Source organism: Microbacterium sp. MPKO10, from assembly GCF_026107415.2.
Taxonomy (GTDB): domain Bacteria; phylum Actinomycetota; class Actinomycetes; order Actinomycetales; family Microbacteriaceae; genus Paramicrobacterium.
In genome coordinates this window covers 35,381-58,525 of record NZ_JAPCHX010000006.1, presented here as the reverse complement: position 1 = coordinate 58,525, position 23,145 = coordinate 35,381, and the positions used below count along the sequence as shown (strand labels likewise).

Below are 23,145 nucleotides of genomic sequence, written 5' to 3'. Positions count from 1 at the left end.
GGCACGAACGTCAATTCTGCCACGATTGCGGCTCCGGCGCCAATCGATCAGGCGCTGCGGTCCTCGCGTCCCTCGTACACGACGAAGATCTCATCGGCCGTGTCTGTGCGCCGACGTTCCTCGCGCGGAGGGGAAACGGGCCCGTGTGCCGTGCCGCCCGCCATCTTCTCAAACTCTCTCATCGTCTCTTTCGCCCGGCGTGTCACGCTGCGCACGAGCTCCCAGAGCGCCACCCAGAACGCGGTGAGTCCGAAGACGACGGTGAGCACCGCGAACATCGAGGCGGTGGCTCCGAAGAATCCGAATGCGATGATGCTCACGTGCCACGCGGCGATCGTCGCGACATCGATCCACGAAACGGCGTTGCTGTCCCGAACCTCGGCGCGGCCGTAGATCACGAGCGTGACGATCAGCAGGGCGACGAACAGGATAGGCGCGGCCACGACGACGCCGAGGAACGTCCAGGCGCTGCCGCCCCAGATGCCCCAGCCGACGAAAAGCCATAAGGGCAGAAGCAGCACCGCGGCGAGTTGCCAGTAGTAGACGGCCCTGCGAAGAAACATGACTTCATGCTATGAGGGCAAACTGAGAGAACCACCGATGCCCACTGCGTACTGGCTGGCTGAAACAATGGGTGCGGAGGAACCCATGATCGAATTGAAGACACCCGCCGAAGTCGAACAGATGCGTCCGGCCGGACGTTTCGTCGCCGATACCCTGACTGCACTCGCAGAGGCGGCCGACGTCGGCGTGAACCTACTCGACCTCGACACACTCGCCCACGATCGGATTCGGGCGGCCGGCGCCGAATCCTGTTACATCGACTACCACCCGTCATTCGGAGCGATGCCGTTCGGCAAAGTGCTGTGCACGTCGGTCAACGACGCGGTTCTGCACGGTCTCCCCCACGACTATCGGCTGCGTGACGGCGACCTGCTGAGCGTCGACTTCGCAGCATCCGTCAACGGCTGGGTCGCCGACTCAGCACTCAGCGTCATCGTCGGGACCCCGCGCGACGAAGATGCACGACTCATCGAGGTCACAACCCGCGCGCTCGACGCGGGAATCGGCGCCGCGCGCGCCGGCTCAAAGATCGGCGATATCTCCGCGGCGATCGCGGAAGTCGCCCACGGCGCGGGATACACGATCAACACGGACTTCGGCGGGCACGGCGTCGGGCGCGAAATGCACGGCGAACCGCACATCCCCAACGACGGTCGTGCGGGGCGGGGCTACCCGCTGCGCCCCGGCTTGGTGGTAGCGATCGAACCGTGGTTCCTTCAGTCGACGGACAAGATCGTCACCGACTCCGATGGCTGGACGCTCCGCAGCGTCGACGGATCACGCGGCGCACACATGGAGCACACGATCGCCATCGCTGAGGACGGTCCGATCATCCTGACACAGCGCTAGCGCGTCACTCGTCCAGCAGGTCGGGGCGCACACGGCGAGTCCGCTCCACCTGCTGCTCGTGCCGCCAGCGCTCGATCGCGCCGTGGTTGCCGCTGAGCAGGATAGGCGGCACGTCAATGCCGCGCCAGACCGCCGGCTTCGTGTAGCTGGGATATTCGAGAAGCCCGGCTTCATGAGATTCCTCGACGAGGCTTGCCGGGTTGCCAATGACCCCCGGGACGAGTCGACCGATCGCCTCGATCATGGCCATGACAGCTACCTCTCCCCCGTTGAGCACGTAGTCGCCGAGGCTCACGAGTTTCACTCGCGCGCGCGACGCCGTGTGGTCGAAGACGCGGTGGTCGATGCCTTCGTACCGGCCGCAACCGAACACGAGATGCGCATTCTCGGAGAGTTCACGCGCCATCTGCTGGGTGAAAACGTCTCCCGCCGGTGAGGGGAAGATCACCAGGGGGTCATCAGCGTCGTCGAGAACGCTGTCAAGCGCCTCACCCCACGGCTCCGGCTTCATCACCATGCCCGCGCCTCCGCCATACGGCGTGTCATCGACCGTGCGATGCCGGTCGTGGGTGTAATCGCGCAGATCGTGTACGCCAAGTTCGATCAGTCCGCTTTTCCGGGCCCTCCCGAGCAGCGAGATATCGAGCACGTCGAAGAACTCGGGAAAGATCGTGACGATGTCAAAGCGCATCCCCCGATTCTATGCGGGGTGGAACTCTTCTGCGGAGCAGAGCGTCGTCGGCGGACTCGGCGGAGTCGTCGGCAGACTCGGCGGAGCTGCGTGAGTGAGCAGGCTGTGCGGATCGCAGCCATCGGCGAGGTTTACGAGGCTCTCATTAAAGGAGCGCTCTGCAGTGCAGCGAGCGAGACGGTTCCGCGCGTGCACCTGCACAGGTCACTGCAGCGAGATACGTGGGCCGAGGCGTTCCACAGACGGGGCTGGAGGAGTTCTCAGGCATCCTCTTCTGAGGCGGTGTCCTGCGCGTCAGATTCCGGATTCGCCGGAAGCTCTTCGAAGAGGCCTGCGGGAGGAGTGACCGTCACTGTTCCTGCCGCAATATCGACAGTAGGAACGATGGCGGCGACAAACGGCACCAGAACCTCACCGCTACTGGTGTCGACGATGAGGAGATCCTGGGCCGGAAGATGGTCGACACGGCTGACAGCTCCGACGTCGATGCCATCGCGATGGACGCGCAGACCGACGAGCTGATGGTCGTACCAGGCGTTCTCTTCCGGAGACTGATCGGTGTCGTCCGTCCAGAGAATCGCCTTGACGAGAGTCTCTGCGGCCGTGCGATCGGTCACGCCTTCGAAGAAGGCGACGGGGGCACCGTTGTACCAGCGCAGTTCGGACAGCACGATGGACTGACCGTGCCAGGGAGACGTGGTGGGCACCTGCAGACTGAACGCGGCACCAGGGACGAACCGGCGGTTCGGGTCATCCGTGTACAACTCGAGTTTGAGGGCACCCTTGAGCCCGTGGGCCTTCGAGAGCCGGCCCACGCGAAGTGACGTGCGGTGCGAGTCGTTCTTCGCCACGTCAGTCGTCAGTGTCGACGACGTCAACGCGCACGCGCGACCCGTCGGCCAGCGCGCCGACGACGGTCCGAAGAGCCTTCGCCGTGCGTCCAGACCGGCCGATGACCCGGCCGAGGTCCTCGGGGTTCACGCGAACCTCGAGGACCTCGCCGCGAGATGAGCTCGTGGCACGAACGTTGACGTCATCGGGATTGTCGACAATCCCTTTGACGAGGTGTTCCAGAGCGGGAGCAAGCAAGATTAGGCCTGCTCCTCTGCCGGTGCCTCAGCCGTATCAGCGTCCTCGGCGGGCTTCTCGGCGTCGTCAGCCTTCTTTGCGTCGTCAGCCTTCTCTGCCGGCTTCTCCGCCTTGGGCTTGAGAACGGGCTTCTTCTTCTCGTCGGCGACGAACTCAACCTTGGCCTCAGGTGACTTTACCGTCGAGACGGCGTCCTTGTCTCCCTTGAAGGTTCCCCAGTCGCCGGTCAGCTTGAGAAGGGCCAGCACCTGCTCGCTCGGCTGAGCGCCGACCGAGAGCCAGTACTGCGCGCGCTCCGAGTCGACCTCGATGAGCGAGGGCTCCTCTGTCGGGTGGTACTTGCCGATCTCCTCGATGACACGACCGTCGCGCTTGGTGCGCGAGTCTGCCACGACGATGCGGTAGTACGGCGCCCGAACTTTTCCAAAGCGCTTCAAACGGATCTTGACAGCCACAATTCTCCTGAGATGTCTGTTGATTGGTGTGCCCGGCCCGACCGGTGGGGTACACGGAGGCGCGAAAACGTAAGGGAAGGCCGTGGTTGCCGGATAGAGGGTCGAGCACTCACAGCTTCAGCGTCCTATTCTGCCAGATACCGGGCCCGACCGCTAATTCATTCTGACCGCGCCTCGGCATGCCTGCCGGTGAGCGCGCGCACGTGTGAGGATAGTGATCTCAAGAAAGGTCGTGTACCGATGACGATCGAATTCGCCCGCTCCGCCCGCTCGTCGATCGGACTCGAATGGGAGCTCGCCCTCGTCGACGAACACACAGGCCAGCTCGCCAATGCTGCGGGTGACGTCCTCGCCGATCTGCGGCGGACGGACGGACGCGAACACGCGCAGATCGTCTCGGAGCTGCTTCAGAATACCGTCGAGCTCGTGAGCGGCGTGCACTCTCGGGTCTCGGATGCTGTCGACGAGCTGCGCGCGCTTCTCGACGAGCTGCGAACTGTCGCCGCCGCGCGCGGAGTCGTCCCGATCGGTGCCGGAACCCACCCGTTCGGCCAGTGGTTCGATCAGCCCGTCACCGACAAGGAGCGATACCACAAGCTGATCGAGCGCACTCAGTGGTGGGGCCGGAATATGCTCATCTGGGGTGTCCACGTGCATGTCGGGCTCGACGATGTGTCGAAGGCGATGCCGACGGTGGCGGGGATGCTGCGCTATTTTCCGCATCTTCTCGCCCTCTCCTCCTCCAGCCCCTTCTGGGGCGGAGTGGATACGGGGTACGCCTCGAATCGGTCACTGATGTTTCAGCAGCTTCCCACAGCCGGGCTTCCGTACGAGCAGATCCGCACGTGGGGAGACTATGAGCGCTACGTCGAGGACGAGCTCGCGACGGAGATCATCGAGGATCAGACTGAAGTCCGCTGGGACGTTCGCCCGTCGGCGCGATGGGGAACCGTCGAGGTCAGATTTTGTGACAGTACGTCGACGCCTGGTGAGCTCGCTGCTATCGCCGCACTCGTGCACTGCCTCGTGGACGATCTGTCTCAACGCATCGACGACGGACGACCTCTCCCCGAGTTGCAGCCGTGGTTCGTCCGCGAGAACAAGTGGCGTGCGGCGCGCTACGGTCTCGACGCGACGATCATCGTGGATGCCGAGGGAACCCAACGCCCCGTTGCCGACGACATCGCCGCGCACCTTGACCGTCTCGAACCCGTCGCCCGCCGTCTCGGCTGCGCTGCAGAGCTGACCTCCATCGGAGACATTATCTCAAGCGGCGGCAGCAGCACGCGTCAGCGACGCATCGCTGACGAGGCGCACGGAGACCTCACAGCCGTCGTGGCGCATCTGGCTCGCGAGCTGAAAGAGCGCTGACGCGTCAGCGGCCGAGGAACTTCTGCAGCGACTCGAGTTCGTCTTCGCTCGGCGGGGTTGCGCCGGAGGCTCCCAGCCCGAATCCGGAGCCCGCGGGCTTCTCAGCCGGCTGGCCGAGCTGCGCGTTTTCTGCCGCCCGCTTCGCCGGGTTGCCCGAGCGTGAACCGCCCTTTTTCTTGCCCTTCTTGCTCTTGCGCGGGCTGCCGCCATGTGCACCGGGCACGGGTCCCATTCCCGGCATCTGCGGCATTCCACCCTTGGCGACGGACTTCATCATCTTGGCAGCCTGCTCGAACCGCGCCACGAGCTGATTCACCTCGGTGACCGTCGTGCCCGATCCGCGAGCGATGCGCAAGCGGCGCGAGCCGTTGAGCAGCTTCGGCGTCGTGCGCTCTGCTCGGGTCATGGACTGGATGATCGCCTCCGTGCGCACGATCTCTTTCTCGTCGAAATTGTCGAGCTGCCCCTTCATCTGCCCCATGCCGGGCAGCATCCCCATCATCTTCTTGATGGATCCCGCGTTGCGGAGCTGCTGCATCTGCTTGAGGAAGTCGTCGAGGGTGAAGGTGTCTGTCGCAAACTTCTCGGCGACCTGACGTGCCTCTTCTTCGTCAAAGGCCTGCTGCGCCTGCTCGATGAGCGTCAGGATGTCACCGAGGTCGAGAATGCGACGGGCCATGCGGTCGGGGTGGAACGGCTCGAAGTCACCGAGACCCTCACCCGTCGAGGCGAACATGATCGGGCGGCCCGTGACGGAGGCGACGCTCAGCGCCGCACCACCGCGGGCATCGCCGTCGAGCTTCGACAGCACGACGCCGGTGAAGTCCACCCCGTCTTGGAAGGCCTTCGCCGTGGCGACAGCATCCTGACCGATCATGGCGTCAATGACGAAGAGCACTTCGTCGGGGTCAACCGCCTTGCGAATGTTCGCCGCCTGCTTCATCAGCTCGGCGTCCACGCCGAGGCGACCCGCGGTGTCGATGATGACCGTGTCGTACTGCTTGTCACGGGCGTGCTTGATCGAGTTCTTCGCCACTTTCACCGGGTCGCCGACGCCGTTGCCCGGCTCTGGCGCGAACAGGGCGGCGTCCGCCTGCTCAGCGACGACGCCCAGCTGAGTCACCGCATTCGGGCGCTGCAGGTCACACGCGACCAGCAGCGGCGTGTGGCCGTCTTTGGCCAGCCACTTCGCGAGCTTTCCGGCGAGGGTCGTCTTCCCCGCGCCCTGCAGACCAGCGAGCATGATGACCGTCGGCGGAGTCTTGGCGAACTCGAGCCGGCGCTGCTCACCGCCGAGGATGCCGATGAGCTCGTCGTTGACGATCTGCACAACCTGCTGAGCCGGGTTGAGCGCCTTGTTCACCTCATCACCGAGGGCGCGTTCGCGGATCCGCGTGGTGAAGTCCTTCACCACGTCGAAGGCGACGTCGGCGTCGATGAGCGCACGCCGGATCTCCCGGACGGTGCCGTCGATGTCTGAGGCCGAGAGCGTGCCCTTCTTGCGAAGGTTCTTGAAGGTCTCTGCGAGGCGGTCTGAGAGTGTTCCGAATGTAGCCATTTGGACACCGATTCTACTGGGTTTCGCTGAGCGTGGGAGCCACCTTGGCGACACGACTCGTTCTTATTTAATGTATTGCGTCTATTAACGCTAGGGTGTCGTCATGCTGACCACATCGACACTCGGGCTCGCGCCCGCATATGTTCCGTATCTGGAGGGGTGGGAGATCCAACGACGGACCCATCGCCGCGTCGCCGACGGCCTCTCCCCCGACACGCTGCTCCTCCTCGAGCACGAAGCCGTCTACACGGCGGGAAAGCGCACGGAGGACGATGAGCGACCCGACGACGGCACTCCGGTGATTGACGTGGACCGCGGGGGCAAGATCACCTGGCACGGGCCGGGCCAGCTCGTGGGGTACCCGATCGTGCGACTCGCAGACCCCGTCGACGTCGTCGCGCATGTCCGCACACTCGAACGTGCGCTGATCGATGCCCTCACTCCGCTCGGTGTGGAGGCCGTTCAGGTCTCCGGTCGTTCGGGTGTCTGGGTACGTGGCGCGGATCGTGACGAGAAAATCGCGGCGATCGGCGTCCGCGTCGCCGAAGGTGTGACGATGCACGGATTCGCGGTGAACTGCGACAACGACCTCGGTGCATTTGAGCACATCATTCCCTGCGGCATCCGGGATGCTGGTGTGACCAGCGTGAGCGAGCAGCTGGGGTACCGCATCACTCCGGCCGATCTCGCCGACTCCGTCTCGCGGGTGATGACTGCCGCGTTCAACCGCGAGGAGGCTGTCGCATGAGCGGCTGCGCAGCCGGCGGAGGAGCCCAGGGTCCCGCCACCGCTCCCAAGGGTCGACCGCTTCTGCGTCTCGAGGTGCGCAACGCCGAAACTCCCATCGAGCGCAAACCCGAGTGGATCAAGACGCGGGCGCGGATGGGCCCCGAATTCAAGCAGCTGAGCGCACTCGTCGCAGACGAGAACCTGCATACCGTGTGTCAGGAAGCCGGCTGCCCCAACATCTACGAGTGCTGGGAAGATCGCGAGGCGACCTTCCTCATCGGTGGGTCGCAGTGCACGCGTCGGTGCGACTTCTGCCAGATCGACACGGGCAAGCCGGCCGAGTATGACACCGACGAACCGCGCCGTGTCGCTGAGAGCGTGTCACGGATGGGGCTGCGCTACGCGACGATCACGAGCGTCGCCCGTGATGACCTCGCCGACACCGGCGCGTGGCTGAACGCGGAGACCGTGCGGCAGATCCACGAGCAGAATCCGAACACGGGCGTCGAGATTCTCGCGAACGAGCACAACGGCGATCCGCGATTCCTCGACGAGATCTTTGGTGCCAGCCCCGAGGTTTTCGCGCACAATGTCGAGACCGTGCCGCGCCTGTTCAAGCGCATTCGCCCCGCATTCCGCTACGAGAGGTCGCTCGGTGTGCTGACGCAGGCGAGAGACGCCGGCCTGATCACGAAGTCGAACCTCATTCTCGGCATGGGCGAAGAGCCCGAAGAGGTCGTCACGGCGCTGCACGACCTGCGTGATGCCGGAACCGACATCATCACACTGACGCAGTATCTGCGCCCGTCCCCACGCCATCTTCCGGTCGCCCGCTGGGTGAAGCCACAGGAGTTCATCGAGTTCAAAGAGATCGCCGAGCGAATCGGGTTTCTCGGTGTGCTCGCGGGACCGCTCGTGCGCTCGTCGTATCGGGCGGGCCGACTCTGGGCGCAGTCCATGGTCGCCTCGGAGCGCCCGATCCCGGACGCTCTGCGGCACCTGGCCGACGATTCACGGCCGTTCGCCCAGGCTGTCTGACGGCGTCAGTCCAGAAACTCGATCGAGACCGGTTCGCCGCGCATGCTGAGGTGCGTCAGCAGTGCAAGCTCGTTCTCGTCGGGTGCCAGGGCGAATTCGAGCGTGACGAACGTGTCACCCTCCCCCGTCTGGTGGGGATGGAACACGGTGCGCAGCAGCTCGAGCGATCGGAGCACATCGATGTCGCGGTCACCTGACTCGCGTGTGATGAATGCGGAGAGCTCGGGCCCGAGCAGTTCGTCGATCTCGAGCAAAAATGCCGTCACATCGGATGCTGCGGTGCCCAGCTCTGCGACAAGCGCTTCGCGTGCCCGCATATCGAGTCCCTCGAGCGTCGAAATCATCGCTTGCGCCACGTCGAGCGCTTCATCGGTGACGGATACACCTCCGGGCACGCTGAGTGTCACATCGACGGTCTGGTCACCCGCCTCGACGGTCTCCGACCAATAGAGGGCACCCGAGGCATCCGATTCGATGACGCCGAAGTAATCGTGTTCGATGCCCATTTACGCCCCCACGAGGTTCTGCGCGAAGACGTGCGGTGTGAAGCCAGTGATGTCGCCGATCCCCTCGCCTTGGCCGATGAGCTTGATCGGCAGCCCGGTGCGCTCCTGCACGGCGAGCACAAAACCGCCCTTGGCCGACCCGTCGAGCTTGGTGATGACGAGTCCTGTGACCCCGGCGTGCTCGATGAACGCCTGTGCCTGCTGGACGCCGTTCTGGCCCGTCGTCGCGTCGAGAACGAGCAGCACCTCAGAGACCGGCGCCTGTTTCTCGACGACACGCCGGATCTTCGACAGCTCGTCCATGAGGCCGCCCTTGGTGTGCAGCCGGCCGGCCGTGTCGATGATCACGATCTCGGTGCCGGTCGTCATGGCGTGCTCGACCGTCTGGTACGCGACAGAAGCAGGATCCTGCCCGGGGTGCTGTGGCTTTACAATCGGCACGCCGGCGCGTTCGGCCCAGGTTCCGAGCTGCTCGACGGCGGCCGCGCGGAAGGTGTCAGCAGCACCGACGACTACGCTGCGCCCCGCGTTGCTGATGAAGCGGGCCAGCTTGCCGATCGTCGTGGTTTTTCCCACGCCGTTCACGCCGACCATCAGAACCACGGCGGGCCGCTCACTGAGTGTCAGCGTGGGGTCTAAGCGCGAGAGTCGTTCATCGATCGTCTCTCGCAGCATCCGCTGGAGGTCACGCGGATCGGTCGTGTGATAGCGATCGACATTCGCGTGCAGCTCGTCGATGATCGCTTCGGCGATGTCGGAGCCGAAGTCTGCGGTGATGAGAGCGTGCTCGAGATCGTCCCACGTCGACTCATCGATGGTGGGTCGCTGGAACATGCCCTTCAGGGCACCGGAAAGAGACCACGGAGTGCGTTCTGCCATGACTCAAGCGTAGCCGCCGCGGGCGGTCACGCGCTCGCCCGCTCGCGCTCCTCGGCAAGTCGTTGACCGACAACGGCGGATACGCCGTCCTGCCGCATCGATACCCCGTAAAGCGCGTCGGCGATCTCCATCGTGCGCTTCTGGTGGGTGATCACGATGAGCTGCGACGCCTCGCGGAGCGATTCGAAGATGCTGAGCAGCCGGCCGAGGTTCGCGTCGTCCAGTGCCGCCTCGACCTCGTCCATGATGTAGAACGGGCTGGGCCGCGCCTTGAAGATGGCGATGAGCAGGGCCACGGCGGCGAGCGAGCGTTCGCCGCCAGACAGCAGCGAGAGACGTTCGATCTTCTTGCCTGCGGGGCGCACGGCAACATCGATTCCCGTCGTCAGCATGTCGTCCGGGTTGGTGAGCGAGATGCTGCCCGTTCCTCCGGGGAACAGGATCGGAAACACTTCGGCGAAGGCGGCCTTGGTGTCGTCGAACGCGTCCTGGAAGATGCTCTGCATTTTGTCATCGAGCTCGTCGATGATCGTGAGGAGGTCCTTGCGGGTGTTTGTGAGGTCGGTGAGCTGCTCGGTGAGGAACGTGTGCCGCTGCTCGAGCGCGGCGAACTCCTCGAGGGCAAGCGGATTCACGCGGCCGAGCCTCTGCAGCTGCCGCTCGGCCTTCTCGAGGCGACGCTGCTGCTCGGTGCGATCGTAGGGCACGGTCTCGACGTCGGGCTCCTCGGCGACAGCATCCGTGTTGTCTGACGCCGCAGCTGCACCCGACTCGGCAGGTTCCGGCCTCGACGAAGACCCGTCGGTGACCGTCTGCTCGCGCATGTCGAGTTCGGGCTCCTGCGTTTCCACGCCCTCCGCCTCTGCCTCGTGCGGGGCCTCCGCCGAGGGCTCGGCACCCGGCTCCGGGGTCTCGGGGATCTCCGGTGCATCGGCGACATCGACGGGCACAGGAACGTCGGGGCCGTACTCGGCGACGAGGACGTCTTCGACAAGGCCCAATTCGCTTCCGGCCCGCTCCAGGAGGCTCGAGAGCTGCAGCTTCTTCTCGTAGATCTGCAGCTCGAGTCCGTGGACGTTCTCGGTCACGGCCTGAAGCCGCTCGCGCAGGGCGGACTCCTCGCGGCGCAACGCCGCGAGCTCCTCGTTCTGGCTGGAGCGCTGCTCTTCAGCGCGAGCGAGCGTGACGGATGCTTCGCGCACCGACCTCTCGACCGAGGCAAGCACCTCGGGCAGTGCCTCCGAGACGCGCGTCGCCGCGTCGAGCTGGCGACGGCGGATCACCGCACGGCGTGCTGCCGCCTCGGCGGCCTGCCTCTCGCGCTCACGGCGCTGCGTCAGCGAACGCACATGCTCCGCCTGAGCAGACACGCGTTCCCGCGCAGTTTCGACGTGGAAGCGCGCCTCGACCTCGGCTTCGCGTGCGCGTTCACGCTCGGCGGCGAGTTCGTCGCGTGCCGAGACGTCGAGGATTGGGCGTGGCCTGCTCTGCGCCGTCTCCAACGCAGCCTTCGCCTTTTCACTCGCTGCCTCGGCCTCGGTCACGGCGACCTCTGATGCCGCGCACGATGCGGTGAGGCGCTCGCACTCGGCGACCGATGCCTCGACCTGCACTGTTGCCTTGTTGAGCGCTTCGGTCTCGGCAGCCAGCTGCGCGTCGAACTCGCGCAGCGACTGCAGGGCGAGCTGCGACTGTTCCTTCGCCGCCGCGTGTTCGGCCCTCTGGGCATCCAGATCGAAGCGCAGCCGCTCAACGGCGCTTGTCACCTCAGTGAGTCGTTCGTCCGCAGCATCCCGCTCGGCCAGCAGTTCGATGCGCCCCTGCTTGCCGCCGGATCCTCCGCGCAGCACATGCTCGGTGATCACATCACCAGCAGCGGTCACGAAGGTGACGAGCGCGGCGTCGTCTCCGAGTTCGGCTCGGGCCGATCGGGCCGCGGAGATATCGTCCACGATGCCGATGTGGTCGAGAAGGCCCAGCACGCCGTCGGGGGCCGTGACGACGGATGCTGCCGAGACAGCCTTCTTCGCCCACGAAATGGTGCGCCGCGGCCCATCGGCGAGCACGACTTCGACGCGGCCGAGATCGTTCTGCTTGGCGTGGGCGAGAGCGTTCTCTGCGGCGGCCGCCCCTGTAGCGAGTACGGCATCGGCGAGCGTCCCGAGCCCGGCAGCGACGGCGGCCTCGTAGCCCGGCTTCACCTGGACGCTGTCGGCGACGATGCCCGTGACGCCGTCGAGCGATGCCGAGACCAGGTCTGCCGCTCCGTCGCGGATGTCGAGGGCGCGAGACAGTGCGCTCGTCTTTGCGGCGAGGGCGTCGCGCTCGCGTTCGTTGGTGTGAAGGTCGTCGCGCAGCCTGTCGATCTCGGCCTCGGCGTCGAAGACGCGCGATTGAGCCAGTTCGTAGGCCTCGTCCAGTCCGGACTCGCTCACGCTGCTCTCGCTCGATGTTTCCTCAAGCTCGTTGAGGCGATGCTGGGCCTCTTGGCGACGCTGCTCTGCGGCGTCCAGTGAGTTCTGCTGACGCAGCTTCTCTCCGCGGACCGCGGCAAGCTTGGAGGCCGCGGTCTCGACCTGGCCCGAGAGCTTGGCGATTTCGAGGTCATGCTGCGACACGAGATCGGCTTGCGCTTGGATCTCCTGGTCGACGGCATCGAGGCGCTCTCGGGTCTGCATGGTGTGCGCTTGCGCTGCCTCTGACGCCTGCTCGGCTGCCGTGATTCCCTCGCGCAGCTGTTCGAGCTCGCTCTCGGCATCCGTGATCATCTGCTCAGACACGGTCGACGAGGTCTCAGACTGTTCGGACTGCGCGTCGAGAAGCGCAATGCGCTGGCCCGTGAGCGTGTGCAAGTTGCGCAGCCGCTGCTGCACCGAATCGAGTCCGTATGAGACCCGCCGTGCCTCGTCGACAGCGTCGCCGAGCTGTGCCTTCTCGATGTGCGCGATGCGCAGCTGCTTCTGCTCGAGCTGCTCCTGCAGCACGATGCGTTCCGTGTGCCGCTCACTCTCAGAACGGCCGAACGCGTCAAGCGTCGTGCGCAGCGTCACCACATCGTCGGCCAGGATGCGGGCGCGCGCATCGCGGACGACCGCCGCGATCGTCTGAGCTTCGCGCGCGATCTCGGCCTGCCTGCCCAGCGGCTTCAGCTGGCGGCGGATCTCCCCCGCCAGATCGCTCAGCCGTGTGAGGTTTGTTTCCATGGCCTCGAGCTTGCGCACCGTCTTCTCTTTGCGCCGGCGATGCTTGAGAATCCCCGCAGCCTCTTCGATGAAGCCCCGGCGCTCTTCCGGGCTCGCATGCAGAACGGTGTCGAGTCGACCCTGGCCCACGATGACGTGCATTTCGCGGCCGAGTCCTGAGTCGCTCAGCAGCTCCTGAACGTCGAGCAGACGGCATCCCTCGCCATTGATTGCGTACTCGCTTCCGCCATTGCGGAACAGCGTGCGGCTGATCGTGACCTCGGAGTATTCAATCGGCAGCGCGCCGTCTGAGTTGTCGATGGTGAGGATGACCTCGGCGCGGCCGAGCGGCCCTCGCGTCGAAGTGCCGGCGAAGATGACGTCCTCCATCTTGCCGCCGCGCAGGGTCTTGACGCCCTGCTCACCCATCACCCAGGCGAGGGCATCGACGACGTTCGACTTTCCTGAACCGTTGGGCCCCACGACACACGTGACGCCGGGCTCGAACGCAAAAGTGGTCGGCTGAGCGAACGACTTGAAGCCTTTGAGGGTGAGGCTCTTCAAATACAACGCTGAGGCCTTTCGATGACCGGGATGGTGCGGAACTCTGTGGTCTACGGTAACGGATCACTGCCGCGATCCGTCGGATCTGGCAGGCTCGTCGCCCGAGAACACCGCACGCACCATCAACGGCGCCGCTGACAGACCGGGCAGAAGTGGCTCGACCGGTTCATGAACGAGGCGCGCATGATCGTTGACCCGCACCGTGAACAGGGCCGCCCCGCCTGACCGTAGGCGTTCAGCGAGTGCGCGAAGTATCCCGACTGGCCGTTCACATTGACGTACTGGGCGTCGAAGCTGGTGCCGCCCTCGGCGAGGGCCTTCTCAAGCACGTTCCTCACGGCCGCGAGCAGGGTGCTGATGCGAGCCCGTGACATCCGGGATGCTGCCTGCTCGCCGTGCACCCCGGCGGCCCACAGCGCTTCGTCCGCATAGATGTTACCGATGCCGCTGATGAGCGTCTGGTCAAGAAGCACGCGTTTGATGCCGGAGCGGCGCCTGCGGATCTTCTCGATCGTGCCGTCGGCGTCGAACGCGGGGTCGAGAATGTCGCGGGCAATGTGCGCCACCTGGGAGGGGACAGTGGGGCCTGCGATCCCCTGCCCAGCGAAACCGCCCGCCCAGGAGTCCGCCGTCGGCACCAGAGGATCGATGGCCATGCTTCCGAAAATGCGCTGGTCGGCAAAGTTGACCTGGAGCTCGCCATGGTCGGGATGCTCGATCGTCAGAGCGATGCGTGTGTGCCGATCGTCGACGCCGGGCTCGCGGAGCAGCACCTGGCCACTCATTCCTAAGTGCGTGACGAGTGCCTCGCGCTCGGTCAGCGGAAACCACAGAAACTTTCCCCGGCGAACCGCACTCGAGATGCGTTGACCGGTGAGCAGGTCAGCGAATTCTCCTGCTGCGCGATCATGGCGCCGCAACGACCGTTCATCGCGCACCTCGACAGAGGTCACAAGGGCGCCGGTCACGGCGGGTTCGAGACCTCGCCTGACGACCTCGACTTCAGGAAGCTCGGGCATTGAGTTCGGTCCACGCGGTGAGCGCAGCCGCCATCTCGGCCTGCTTCTTGCTCGTACCCGTTCCCGTCGCCGAGACGATGTCACCCACGGTGACTGTCGCGGTGAAGCGCCTGTCGTGATCGGGACCCGTGCTCTCAATCGCGTACTCGGGTGCGGGCGCGCCGATGCGATTTGCTGCCTCTTGCAGGTGTGTCTTCGGATCCATCGCCGCGCCGAAGCGCGCGGTGTCCTGCAGCAGCGGGCCGACGAGACGCATCACGGTGTCGGTGGCGGCATCCTGGCCCTTGTCGAGGTACACGGCACCGAAGAGCGCTTCCATCGTGTCGGCGAGAATCGAGGATTTCTCGCGGCCGCCCGTGCGCTCTTCACCGTTGCCGAGCAGGATGTACTGGCCGAGGCCGATCGACGTCGCAACCTCGGCAAGGGCGACCGTCGACACGACAGCGGCCCTCATCTTCGCGAGTTCGCCCTCGGGCAGGCCGGGGTTATCGCGGTAGAGGGCCGTGGTGATGGCGAGACCTAGCACCGAATCGCCGAGAAACTCGAGGCGTTCGTTGTGCGGTCGCCCGCCGTGCTCATATGCGTATGACCGGTGGGTCAGCGCCAGTTCAAGAAGCCCCGGGTCCAGCGAAACGCCGAGGACCGCCAGAAGCGGTCCTCGGTCGGTGGTTTCGCGCTCGCGATGAGCGGATGCGGCGTGCCGCACGTCAGATGTCGGCGACCTTGCGGCCCTTGTACTCGAGGAACAGCTCGGTACCGGCCGAGTCGGTGACGACCTTCGCGCGGTGCGGGAGGCTGTAGGTGACCTGACCGTTCTCAACGGTCTTCACCAGCGTCGGCGCACTCGCCTTCCACTGCGAACGACGGGCGTGGGTGTTGGCACGCGACTTCTTTCGCTTGGGAACAGCCATGGTTATCTCTCTTCTCTGTCTGTCGCACTCGAGTCTTCGGTGCCTGGGCGTGAGGAGAACCGAGCGAGGGCTTCCCACCGGGGATCCAGTATCTCGCGGGGTTCTTTTTCACCGGTGTCGGCGAGACGCTCGCCGGTCTCGGGATCGAGACCGGGGCAATCAGGTCGGCACACCGGCTGAAACGGCAATGATAAAACCACTGCGTCTCTGACAAGAGGTTCAAGATCCACGTGGTCATCGTGAACCGCCTGCTCAGAAGCTTCCTCAGTAGAATACGCGAAAAGTTCCTGAATCTCGACTTCGACGCTCTGGGCGATGTCTGTCAGGCAGCGTCCGCACTCCCCTGTCGCCGTCGTCGAGACGTCGGCTGTGACAAGGACGCCCTCGTGCACGGATTCGAGACGAACGTCTTCGACGATCTCTGCGCCCTGCTTGACCGAGATCAGTCCCTCGCCCAGCTGCTCGGGCGCGGCGACCGTCAGCGCGTGCTCGCGCATGTGCCCGGGGCGACCGATGAGGTCGTGAACGCTGATCGCGAACGGGCTCTTCTTGCTTCCACTCACAACAAACGAGTCTACCCGGCCAGGTTGGTTGTCGGCTGGATGCCCCGCGCGAACACGCTCGGCGGCCACATCGCTGCCCGCAGGCGCTCGGCCGGTGTCGCTGTCGCGCGCAGTGCGGACAGCACCACCCGGGCATCAGCCGCGGTGCCGACCATGGTGGAGTCGACGGACGGTCCATACCGCGCGCGCTCCACGGCACGCATGAGGTTCTCGACGGACGCGGCGACGGCGCCGCTTTCATCGGCCCCTCCCTCGTCAATCCGAGTCAAGATCCTCTCGCCCAACCGTCTCGGCGTGTCAGAGACCGGATGCTGCCAGCCGAGGTCGACGGCGGTGTCGACGATCTCGGCCCAGGCAGCGTCGATGGCAGACCGGTCGTGGCCTGCGCGCCGCAGTCGTCGCGTCCGTCGCGCCGCGCGAACAAGAGCGGGAACAGCGAGCAGGACGAGGACGATGCCGCCGATCGCGCCGAACGGCGCAAGGTTCGGCGTGGCGTTGTTGTTCGAGTCGGGCGCTGCCGTGTCAGCATCCGGTGTCTGCGTGGTCTCGCGGGCGGTTGGGGTATCGAACGCGCGCGGATCGAGGTCCTCCGGCGCTTGCGCTTCGGCAGTGGATGTCGGTTCGGGCGCGTAGGCGGGTGTGCTGCCTCGCCCCGGTGTCGGCTCGAATGCTACCCAGCCGACGCCTTCGAAGAACAGCTCGGGCCAGGCGTGCAGGTCTTCCGTCGTGACGGTGTGCTGGCCTTTGTTGTTCTCGTCACCCGGTAGGAATCCGAGGACGATCCGCGAGGGGATGTCGATCAGCCGCGCCATGGTCGCCATCGTGGCGGCGAAGTGCACGCAATACCCGGCGCGGCGCTCGAGAAACATGGCGATGACGTCGAGCCCATCTCCGTCGTAGCCCTGCGCGACGGGCGCCGAGAGCGAATAGGTGAAGTCACCGTCACGCAGGAATGTCTGAATCGCGTGAGCCCGCGCGTAGGGGTTCTCGGTCCCCTCGATGACCGTTTCCAATGTGCTCGTGATGACCTCGGGGACGTCGCCGGGAACCTCCCGTTCAGCGGCGAAGATTCCGCGGTCGGGAATATCCGCCGCCCGCAGGCTCTCGGCCGTCGGGGCTGAGCGGATCGAGGCGACGGTGTAGTGCAGCCCCGTCGTGCTGTCACTCGCGCTGCGCACCGTCTCGTCTGCGGGATCCCAGAGCCACGTGCCATCGGCACCGTCGATTGCAATCGCGCCATCGGGGATGGGCAGCACGCGGTCACGAAGCCCCGCAATGGACACGACGGTGTTCACGGGCGTTCCCGAGGGGGCGGCGATGCCCTCATTGCGCACCAGGCTCTCTCCGGGCTCGACGGCGAACACTCCCGACCGCTCCTGCGTCGACGACCACGTCTCACCATCGAACGTCTCAAGCGTCATCATCCGAAAGCGCGGAGGCTCCGAGGCCGAAGTGCGATAGCGGAACTGCACCGAGTTTCCCGTGCGCTGCAGGTCCTCGCCCAGGTTGAGAAGCGGGGACACACTGCTCGACAATGTCGTCGCGTTCGACACGCTGAACGGGTTGGTGCCGTTGAAGCCGGGAACAGCCGCGGCGCCAATGCCCGCGATGGATGCCGCAACCACACCAATCGACAGCATCCGGGCCAGGCCACCGCCGCGGCCCTGCGCAACCCTGCTGGCCCAGAGCACCGCGAGATACGTGAGCGCCGTCGCGGCGAAAGCGAAGACCGGAAGCTCCTCCATCAAGACGGACGGGGGAATGATGATCGCGAGGGCGACAAGCCCCACTGGTGCCGCCGCCCCGGCGGAGATAGCCATCAAGTCGATCGACACGGCGGCCATGAGAGCGGCGAAGATCAGCAGAAACGTGATTCCGGCATCCGCATGGGCCGGAATCGACTGCCGGTAGATCGATTCTCCTGCCGACTGGGTGAGGTCGACAAAATGGCCGATCGTCCCGGGCGTGGGAAGGATTCCGGCCAGCGTCGTGTCGGCTCCGCAGATCGCCGTGACGGCGAGGACTCCCGCGGCAGCGCCCACAATGCTGCCGAGGGGCCGTGCGCCCCCCAGAAACCGTGCGAGGGCGGACGCCCCCGCCACAGCGGCCACAACGGCGACGCAACCGAACCACCAGCCCGTCTCATCGAGAACCGGCAGAAACGCCGAGAGCGCCGTGACGATGAGGAGGCCAAGCGACACGGTGAGCGGAACCAGCCGACGCCCCTCGCGTCGACGGCCCGCACGCGCATCTGCTCTCGCATCAGTCATGAACGAGCAGCCTCCGGTTGAGTCGGTCCCAGCTCGCAGGCACATCGATACGGTCTGACAGCCCCGATGCCTGCCACGTGGCCGGTACCGTGTCCCGCAGCAATCCTGACCCCGTGGCGATGAAGGCAATCGCGGGAGACGCCTGGGTCGCGAGGTCGGCGAGGGCGACGAGCCTGTCGGCATCCGTGGTGATGAGGATAAGCGGGATGCGGTCGGCGAACCGCTGCTCACAGCGCTGCGCCGTCTCGTGCGCAGATCTGATTGTTCCGCCGGGCCATACGGCGAGGGGCATCAGGATTTCACGCGCGTCCTTCGGCGACACGGTCAGCCACTCGGTCTCTGGCAGGGCGACGGTGATCCGGTAGCCGAGGGACCCCAGGTGCAGAGAAATGGACGCTGCCAGGTCAACGCAGGCGTCGATGCGCGTCTGGCCAGGGGGAACGTCGAGCAGCACCAGCACGTCGGGGTCGGCCTGCGGTTCCTCTTGACGCACCATCAGCTGACCGTGACGGGCCGTTGCGCGCCAGTGCACTCGCCTCAATGGATCCCCCGGCCGGTAATCGCGGGCAATAAGTTCGTCGGCGCGCGGCGCCGTCGGCCTGGTGCGATCACGGCGCCGCCCCTCGCTGGCCGCCGTGAACAGCTCACTGGGAGCAAGGGGGCTGACGCGCGGAAGGACGAGGGCTGTCGATGGTGATCCGACCGCGCGCACCACCTCACACACGCCGAGCGGATCCGTGAGCGTGACGCTGAAGGGGCCGATCTCGTGCAGGCCACGCACCGTCGGCACCACACGGTAGCGCACGGCGGCCCGCCCTCCGCGCAGGAGATGCGCGGGCGGCAGCACCCCGACCGGCGATCGCCCGAACGACTGAGGAACGGCGTCCGTCCACCCGGCCACCGTGCTGGTGATCCCGATCGATTTCATCGTGCAGACGATCTCCATCGGCTCACCGCACTGTGCCTCGGCCGGCACCGTGCGCGTCATGCGCAGCGGAGTCTTCTGGAACGCGACAGTAGCGCTGCAGAGCACGACGGCGAGCACCAGGAACGCGGCGATGAACAGCCCTTCGCGCCGGTTCATCGCCGTCGTCACGACGACGATCGCAAGAGCTGCCCAGAGCAGAGACCAGCCACGTCGAGTCAGGCGGAGCGTCTGCGCCGGCATGTTGCGCCTACCCGAGGTTCGGGACGGGAGTGGAGTCCACGATCTCCGCAACGATCGCGCGAAGTGCTGCGGCCGTGTCACGGCCGCGCTCCCCCGCACGGGGCACGGGCACGAGGCGGTGAGCGAGCACTGATTCGGCCAGGGCGGCGACGTGGTCGGGCAACACGAACTCATGCCCTTCGACGGCGGCTCTGGCACGCGCGGCCGCCAGCAGCTGAAGCGTCGCTCGGGGGCTGGCACCGAGCCTCAGTTCGGCGTGGTCGCGCGTCGCTGCAACGAGATCGACGGCATACGCCTTGACCGACGGTGAGGCGAATACTCCGTGCACGGCATCGATCATCGACACGAGTTCGGGAAGAGTGACGACGGGCTCGATCGCGCTGAGCGGGTCGCCGTCATCACGATTGGTGAGCATGGCGCGCTCGGCGGCGGCGTCCGGGTAGCCCATCGAGAGCCGTGCGGAGAATCGATCGCGTTGCGCCTCGGGCAGCGGGTAGGTTCCCTCCATTTCGATGGGGTTCTGCGTCGCGAATACCGTGAACGGCCGGCTGAGCTGGTAGGTGGTTCCGTCAGCCGTCACCTGGCGTTCTGCCATGCATTCGAGAAGTGCAGACTGTGTCTTGGGTGAGGCACGGTTGATTTCGTCGCCGATGACGATGTGTGCGAAGACTGGGCCTGGCGTGAATTCAAATCGGCTCTCGCGCTGATCGAAGACGGCGACCCCGGTCACGTCGCTCGGAAGCAGATCGGGCGTGAACTGGATGCGGCTGACGGTGACCCCGACCGAGGCTGCGAGCGCCCGCGCGAGCATCGTCTTCCCGACGCCGGGGACGTCTTCAATCAGCAGATGCCCCTCGGCGAGCAGCACGGTGACCGCGGTGCGCACAGCGTCGTGCTTGCCGTCAATGACCGTCTCGATGCGGCCTACGATCTGCGTGGCCAGAGCGCTGACCTCCGAGATCGGCATGGCGTCTCGACGACCGGTCTCGTCCGTGTCGAACCGAACGGCTGCGTCCGTCATGTCGACCTCAGGAACGTGGCGACGGCGTTCGGAACGTACGGTGTAACGTCACCGCCCAGGGCCGCCACCTGGCGGACGAGTGAGCTTGAGACGTGCGCGTGTGCCGGGCTTGTGAGCATGAATACCGTCTCGACACTCGCAAGGTCGCGATTCACGATCGCCATGGGGGTCTCGTATGCCACGTCGATCTGCGATCGAATGCCCTTGATAAGCACGGAGGCACCGACATCCGTGCAGTAGTCGACGAGCAGACCGACGCTCCACGATGAGACGACGATGTTCGTCGGGAGCCCAGCCGCCGCGATGGACTCCTCGAGAAGGGCCACGCGCTGGGCGATGGGCAGAAGCGCTGCCTTGTCGGGATTGTGCACGACAACGACGTGTAATTCGTCATACAGCGGTGCCGCCCGTTCGATCACGTCGAGGTGCCCCAGCGTGACGGGGTCGAATGATCCGGGAACAACGGCGATCCTGCTCATGCCCCCAGCCTACCTGGCGTGCGCGCAGGATTTCGACGTGGCCGTCAGGACTTCGACAGCGCCTCGCGTTCGGTCTCATCCAGCCGTCTGTCGATCGCGTCTCGAAGTTCAGGATGCTTCGTGAAGCCCGGATCTTCGGCGTACGCGTTTTGCGCCGCCTCGCGTGCGCGCGTGATGACCTCGCCGTCCGACGCCACGCGCAGCAGCCGAAGCGACGACCGTCCGCCGGACTGAGCACCGCCGAGGACGTCGCCCTCCCGTCTCAGCTCGAGATCCCGCTGCGCCAGCTCGAATCCGTCGGTTGTCGCGGCGACGGCTTCGACACGCTCAAGGCTCGTCGATTCGGGGGCGGCGTTCGTGACAAGCAGGCACAGACCGGGAACGGACCCGCGCCCGACGCGGCCGCGTAACTGGTGAAGTTGCGAGACCCCGAAGCGATCGGCGTCGAGGACCACCATCGTCGATGCGTTAGGCACGTCGACACCGACCTCGATCACCGTTGTGGACACGAGAACATCGATGTCACCGGCGGCGAACCGCGTCATGCTGTCGTTCTTCTCGTCCGTCGAGAGACGGCCGTGGATGCTCTCGATGCGCAGTCCCTCCGTCACTGGATCCGAGCGCAGCGTCGCCGTGACTTCGACGACCGTCGCGGGGGCCTGTTTTATCGCCGTTCCGACCTCCGGGTCGAGATCCTCACCCGTTTCGTCTTGTTCTCCCGGAGTGTCGGCATCGATTGCCGGGCACACGACGAACGCCTGACGGCCCTGATCGACCTCTTCGCGCATGCGCGCCCACACACGTGGCATCCAGGTCGGCTTCACGGCGAGTGGCACGACAAACGTCTCGATCCCCCGTCGCCCGTCGGGAAGTTCGGTGATCGTGCTGACGTCGAGGTCGCCGAAGACGGTCATGGCGACGGTTCGGGGAATCGGGGTGGCTGTGAGCACGAGGGTGTGCGGGTGCGCCGCGCTCTTGCGACGCAGCGTGTCGCGCTGGTCGACGCCGAACCGATGCTGCTCATCGATCACGATGAGCCCGAGGTCGTAGAACTCCACGATGTCGCTGAGCAGGGCGTGCGTGCCGATCACGATTTTCGCCTGCCCGCCGACGATGCGCAGAAGTGCCCTCTTACGCTCGGCCGCAGGCATGCGACCGGTGAGCAGAACCGGTGCCATGTCGGCGGCCAGGTCGGGGCCGAGAGATGCGACGATCGACCGGAAATGCTGAGCGGCGAGCACCTCCGTCGGCGCAAGCATCGCGGTCTGGCCGCCGTCTTCAGCGACCGTGAGCATGGCGCGCAGCGCGACAAGGGTCTTTCCGGAGCCCACCTCGCCCTGGACCAGACGGTTCATGGGATTGTGCTGCGCCAGGTCGTGGGTGATCTCGGCTCCGACCGAGGTCTGATCCGCGGTGAGGGTGAAGGGCAGCTGCGCCTCGAAGCGCTCGAGTGGCCCACCCGGTTCTGACACGCGGGGCATCGCCATCTGCTCACGCGCCTGCGCACGGCTTTCGACGAGAGCCGCCTGCAGCACGAACGCTTCATGGAAGCGCAGGGCCCGCCGTGCACGCTGCCAGTCGCTGTCGGTGCGTGGGCGATGGATGCGTTCCAGTGCTGTTCCGTAGTCGAGTATGCCTTCGGTATCCCGGATCGCCGCCGGCACGGGGTCGACGACGCCGAGCCCCACATGATCCAACGCGAGTGCGACGGACTTCTTGACCGCCCACGTCGGAATGGACCCTGTGGCGGAGTAGATGGGAATCGGGGTCTCGGCCCAAACCCGGGCGTTCTCTTCAGACACCTGGGACTTCTCGAAGAGCTCGTAATCGGGGTGCGTGAGCTGCATCGCCCCACGGTACACAGAGATCTTTCCCGAGAAGACGCCGCGCGCACCGGGGACGAGTTCGCTCTTGCGCCAGTTCTGATTGAAGAACGTGAGTGTGAGGATGCCGCGACCGTCGGAAATCACGGCCTCAAAGATCGACCCCTTGCGCTTGTTCATGGGCCGGCTTGAGGCGCGCACGACATCGGCGACGAGAGCCACGTTCTCACCGACCGGAAGGCTGCCCAGCTGGGTCAACTCGCCGTGATGGGCGTACCGGCGCGGGTAATGCGCGAGAAGATCGCCGACGGTACGATGCCCGAAGGCGCGCTCGAACGCCGCTGCTGTACGGCCGCCGAGAGGCACGGAAAGCTTCTCTCCCAGTCCCGACTCGTTCATGTGTTCGAGTCTACGCG

Annotated in this window: 22 protein-coding genes; 4 read left to right on the top strand and 18 right to left on the bottom strand. The window is 65.6% G+C overall.

Annotated elements, in window-relative coordinates:
* Positions 1 to 47 precede the first annotated feature (47 nt).
* Positions 48 to 563 carry an MFS transporter gene (locus OK352_RS13825; protein WP_265142088.1) on the bottom strand — a complete coding sequence of 172 codons (516 nt, stop codon included), beginning with the start codon at positions 561 to 563 and terminating at the stop codon, positions 48 to 50.
* An 85-nt stretch (positions 564 to 648) separates the two neighbouring features.
* On the opposite strand from OK352_RS13825, the gene map reads away from it, so the two are divergent.
* Positions 649 to 1,413 carry a type I methionyl aminopeptidase gene (map, locus tag OK352_RS13820; protein WP_265142087.1) on the top strand — a complete coding sequence of 255 codons (765 nt, stop codon included), beginning with the start codon at positions 649 to 651 and terminating at the stop codon, positions 1,411 to 1,413.
* Between the two features lie 4 nt (positions 1,414 to 1,417).
* Here the strand turns inward: map and trmD are convergent, their stop codons facing one another.
* From trmD to rpsP, 4 genes are all read right to left on the bottom strand, one after another.
* The gene (trmD, locus tag OK352_RS13815; protein ID WP_265142086.1) at positions 1,418 to 2,104 is read right to left on the bottom strand and encodes a tRNA (guanosine(37)-N1)-methyltransferase TrmD; all 687 of its coding nucleotides are present in this window, start codon (positions 2,102 to 2,104) and stop codon (positions 1,418 to 1,420) included.
* 260 nt (positions 2,105 to 2,364) lie between these two features.
* Entirely contained in the window at positions 2,365 to 2,955 is a 591-nt protein-coding gene (rimM, locus tag OK352_RS13810; protein ID WP_265142085.1) for a ribosome maturation factor RimM, read from the bottom strand.
* Between the two features lies 1 nt (position 2,956).
* A complete protein-coding gene (locus OK352_RS13805) occupies positions 2,957 to 3,193 on the bottom strand; it encodes an RNA-binding protein (RefSeq protein WP_265142084.1) in 237 nt (78 codons plus the stop codon).
* A gap of 2 nt (positions 3,194 to 3,195) precedes the next feature.
* Positions 3,196 to 3,648, bottom strand: a complete 453-nt coding sequence (rpsP, locus tag OK352_RS13800) for a 30S ribosomal protein S16 (RefSeq protein ID WP_265142083.1) — start codon at positions 3,646 to 3,648, stop codon at positions 3,196 to 3,198.
* Positions 3,649 to 3,888: 240 nt separating this feature from the next.
* Here rpsP and OK352_RS13795 point away from each other — a divergent pair, with 240 nt between their 5' ends.
* Positions 3,889 to 5,019, top strand: coding sequence for a glutamate--cysteine ligase (locus tag OK352_RS13795; protein WP_265142082.1), 1,131 nt, complete (start codon positions 3,889 to 3,891; stop codon positions 5,017 to 5,019).
* A gap of 4 nt (positions 5,020 to 5,023) precedes the next feature.
* Here OK352_RS13795 and ffh read toward each other — a convergent pair whose 3' ends face one another.
* Positions 5,024 to 6,577: a signal recognition particle protein gene (gene ffh / locus OK352_RS13790; protein WP_265142081.1), complete on the bottom strand. Its 1,554-nt coding sequence runs from the start codon at positions 6,575 to 6,577 to the stop codon at positions 5,024 to 5,026.
* A 103-nt stretch (positions 6,578 to 6,680) separates the two neighbouring features.
* Here ffh and lipB point away from each other — a divergent pair, with 103 nt between their 5' ends.
* Together lipB and lipA are read left to right on the top strand one after the other, a co-directional pair.
* On the top strand, positions 6,681 to 7,325 hold the full coding sequence (gene lipB, locus OK352_RS13785) for a lipoyl(octanoyl) transferase LipB (protein ID WP_265142080.1): 645 nt from the start codon (positions 6,681 to 6,683) through the stop codon (positions 7,323 to 7,325).
* Positions 7,322 to 8,344, top strand: a complete 1,023-nt coding sequence (lipA, locus tag OK352_RS13780) for a lipoyl synthase (RefSeq protein WP_265142079.1) — start codon at positions 7,322 to 7,324, stop codon at positions 8,342 to 8,344. The genes lipB and lipA overlap by 4 nt, the downstream gene beginning before the upstream one ends.
* 5 nt (positions 8,345 to 8,349) lie before the next feature.
* On the opposite strand, the gene OK352_RS13775 is transcribed toward lipA, so the two are convergent.
* From OK352_RS13775 to OK352_RS13720, 12 genes are all read right to left on the bottom strand, one after another.
* Positions 8,350 to 8,850 (bottom strand): DUF2004 domain-containing protein, encoded by a 501-nt coding sequence (locus tag OK352_RS13775; protein ID WP_265142078.1) that lies wholly within the window; start codon positions 8,848 to 8,850, stop codon positions 8,350 to 8,352.
* On the bottom strand, positions 8,851 to 9,729 hold the full coding sequence (ftsY, locus tag OK352_RS13770; RefSeq protein WP_265142077.1) for a signal recognition particle-docking protein FtsY: 879 nt from the start codon (positions 9,727 to 9,729) through the stop codon (positions 8,851 to 8,853).
* Positions 9,730 to 9,755: 26 nt separating this feature from the next.
* Positions 9,756 to 13,481, bottom strand: a complete 3,726-nt coding sequence (locus OK352_RS13765) for a chromosome segregation SMC family protein (protein WP_265142076.1) — start codon at positions 13,479 to 13,481, stop codon at positions 9,756 to 9,758.
* A 116-nt stretch (positions 13,482 to 13,597) separates the two neighbouring features.
* A complete protein-coding gene (gene mutM / locus OK352_RS13760) occupies positions 13,598 to 14,494 on the bottom strand; it encodes a bifunctional DNA-formamidopyrimidine glycosylase/DNA-(apurinic or apyrimidinic site) lyase (RefSeq protein ID WP_265142075.1) in 897 nt (298 codons plus the stop codon).
* Entirely contained in the window at positions 14,478 to 15,200 is a 723-nt protein-coding gene (gene rnc / locus OK352_RS13755) for a ribonuclease III (RefSeq protein WP_372338114.1), read from the bottom strand. The genes mutM and rnc overlap by 17 nt, the downstream gene beginning before the upstream one ends.
* 1 nt (position 15,201) lies before the next feature.
* Positions 15,202 to 15,405 carry a 50S ribosomal protein L32 gene (rpmF, locus tag OK352_RS13750; protein ID WP_265142074.1) on the bottom strand — a complete coding sequence of 68 codons (204 nt, stop codon included), beginning with the start codon at positions 15,403 to 15,405 and terminating at the stop codon, positions 15,202 to 15,204.
* Positions 15,406 to 15,407: 2 nt separating this feature from the next.
* Entirely contained in the window at positions 15,408 to 15,968 is a 561-nt protein-coding gene (locus tag OK352_RS13745; RefSeq protein WP_372338113.1) for a YceD family protein, read from the bottom strand.
* 11 nt (positions 15,969 to 15,979) lie between these two features.
* Positions 15,980 to 18,238 carry a transglutaminase TgpA family protein gene (locus OK352_RS13740; RefSeq protein WP_265142073.1) on the bottom strand — a complete coding sequence of 753 codons (2,259 nt, stop codon included), beginning with the start codon at positions 18,236 to 18,238 and terminating at the stop codon, positions 15,980 to 15,982.
* Positions 18,231 to 19,406, bottom strand: coding sequence for a DUF58 domain-containing protein (locus OK352_RS13735; protein WP_265142072.1), 1,176 nt, complete (start codon positions 19,404 to 19,406; stop codon positions 18,231 to 18,233). Before OK352_RS13735 ends, OK352_RS13740 begins: the two co-directional genes overlap by 8 nt.
* Positions 19,407 to 19,413: 7 nt before the next feature.
* The gene (locus OK352_RS13730) at positions 19,414 to 20,427 is read right to left on the bottom strand and encodes an AAA family ATPase (RefSeq protein ID WP_372338112.1); all 1,014 of its coding nucleotides are present in this window, start codon (positions 20,425 to 20,427) and stop codon (positions 19,414 to 19,416) included.
* Complete coding sequence (gene coaD, locus OK352_RS13725; protein WP_265142071.1) at positions 20,424 to 20,906, bottom strand: pantetheine-phosphate adenylyltransferase; 483 nt, start codon at positions 20,904 to 20,906, stop codon at positions 20,424 to 20,426. The genes OK352_RS13730 and coaD overlap by 4 nt, the downstream gene beginning before the upstream one ends.
* 44 nt (positions 20,907 to 20,950) lie before the next feature.
* On the bottom strand, positions 20,951 to 23,128 hold the full coding sequence (locus tag OK352_RS13720; RefSeq protein WP_265142070.1) for an ATP-dependent DNA helicase RecG: 2,178 nt from the start codon (positions 23,126 to 23,128) through the stop codon (positions 20,951 to 20,953).
* Positions 23,129 to 23,145 lie beyond the last annotated feature (17 nt).

Coding starts and splice junctions, on each gene's coding strand:
- mutM (WP_265142075.1), bottom strand. CDS start 14,494: ATGCCCGAGCTTCCTGAAGTCGAGGTCGTCAGGCGAGGTCTCGAACCC.
- OK352_RS13740 (WP_265142073.1), bottom strand. CDS start 18,238: ATGACTGATGCGAGAGCAGATGCGCGTGCGGGCCGTCGACGCGAGGGG.
- coaD (WP_265142071.1), bottom strand. CDS start 20,906: ATGAGCAGGATCGCCGTTGTTCCCGGATCATTCGACCCCGTCACGCTG.
- lipA (WP_265142079.1), top strand. CDS start 7,322: ATGAGCGGCTGCGCAGCCGGCGGAGGAGCCCAGGGTCCCGCCACCGCT.
- ffh (WP_265142081.1), bottom strand. CDS start 6,577: ATGGCTACATTCGGAACACTCTCAGACCGCCTCGCAGAGACCTTCAAG.
- lipB (WP_265142080.1), top strand. CDS start 6,681: ATGCTGACCACATCGACACTCGGGCTCGCGCCCGCATATGTTCCGTAT.
- trmD (WP_265142086.1), bottom strand. CDS start 2,104: ATGCGCTTTGACATCGTCACGATCTTTCCCGAGTTCTTCGACGTGCTC.
- map (WP_265142087.1), top strand. CDS start 649: ATGATCGAATTGAAGACACCCGCCGAAGTCGAACAGATGCGTCCGGCC.
- OK352_RS13775 (WP_265142078.1), bottom strand. CDS start 8,850: ATGGGCATCGAACACGATTACTTCGGCGTCATCGAATCGGATGCCTCG.
- ftsY (WP_265142077.1), bottom strand. CDS start 9,729: ATGGCAGAACGCACTCCGTGGTCTCTTTCCGGTGCCCTGAAGGGCATG.
- OK352_RS13795 (WP_265142082.1), top strand. CDS start 3,889: ATGACGATCGAATTCGCCCGCTCCGCCCGCTCGTCGATCGGACTCGAA.
- rpmF (WP_265142074.1), bottom strand. CDS start 15,405: ATGGCTGTTCCCAAGCGAAAGAAGTCGCGTGCCAACACCCACGCCCGT.
- OK352_RS13735 (WP_265142072.1), bottom strand. CDS start 19,406: ATGCCGGCGCAGACGCTCCGCCTGACTCGACGTGGCTGGTCTCTGCTC.
- OK352_RS13720 (WP_265142070.1), bottom strand. CDS start 23,128: ATGAACGAGTCGGGACTGGGAGAGAAGCTTTCCGTGCCTCTCGGCGGC.
- OK352_RS13825 (WP_265142088.1), bottom strand. CDS start 563: ATGTTTCTTCGCAGGGCCGTCTACTACTGGCAACTCGCCGCGGTGCTG.
- OK352_RS13730 (WP_372338112.1), bottom strand. CDS start 20,427: ATGACGGACGCAGCCGTTCGGTTCGACACGGACGAGACCGGTCGTCGA.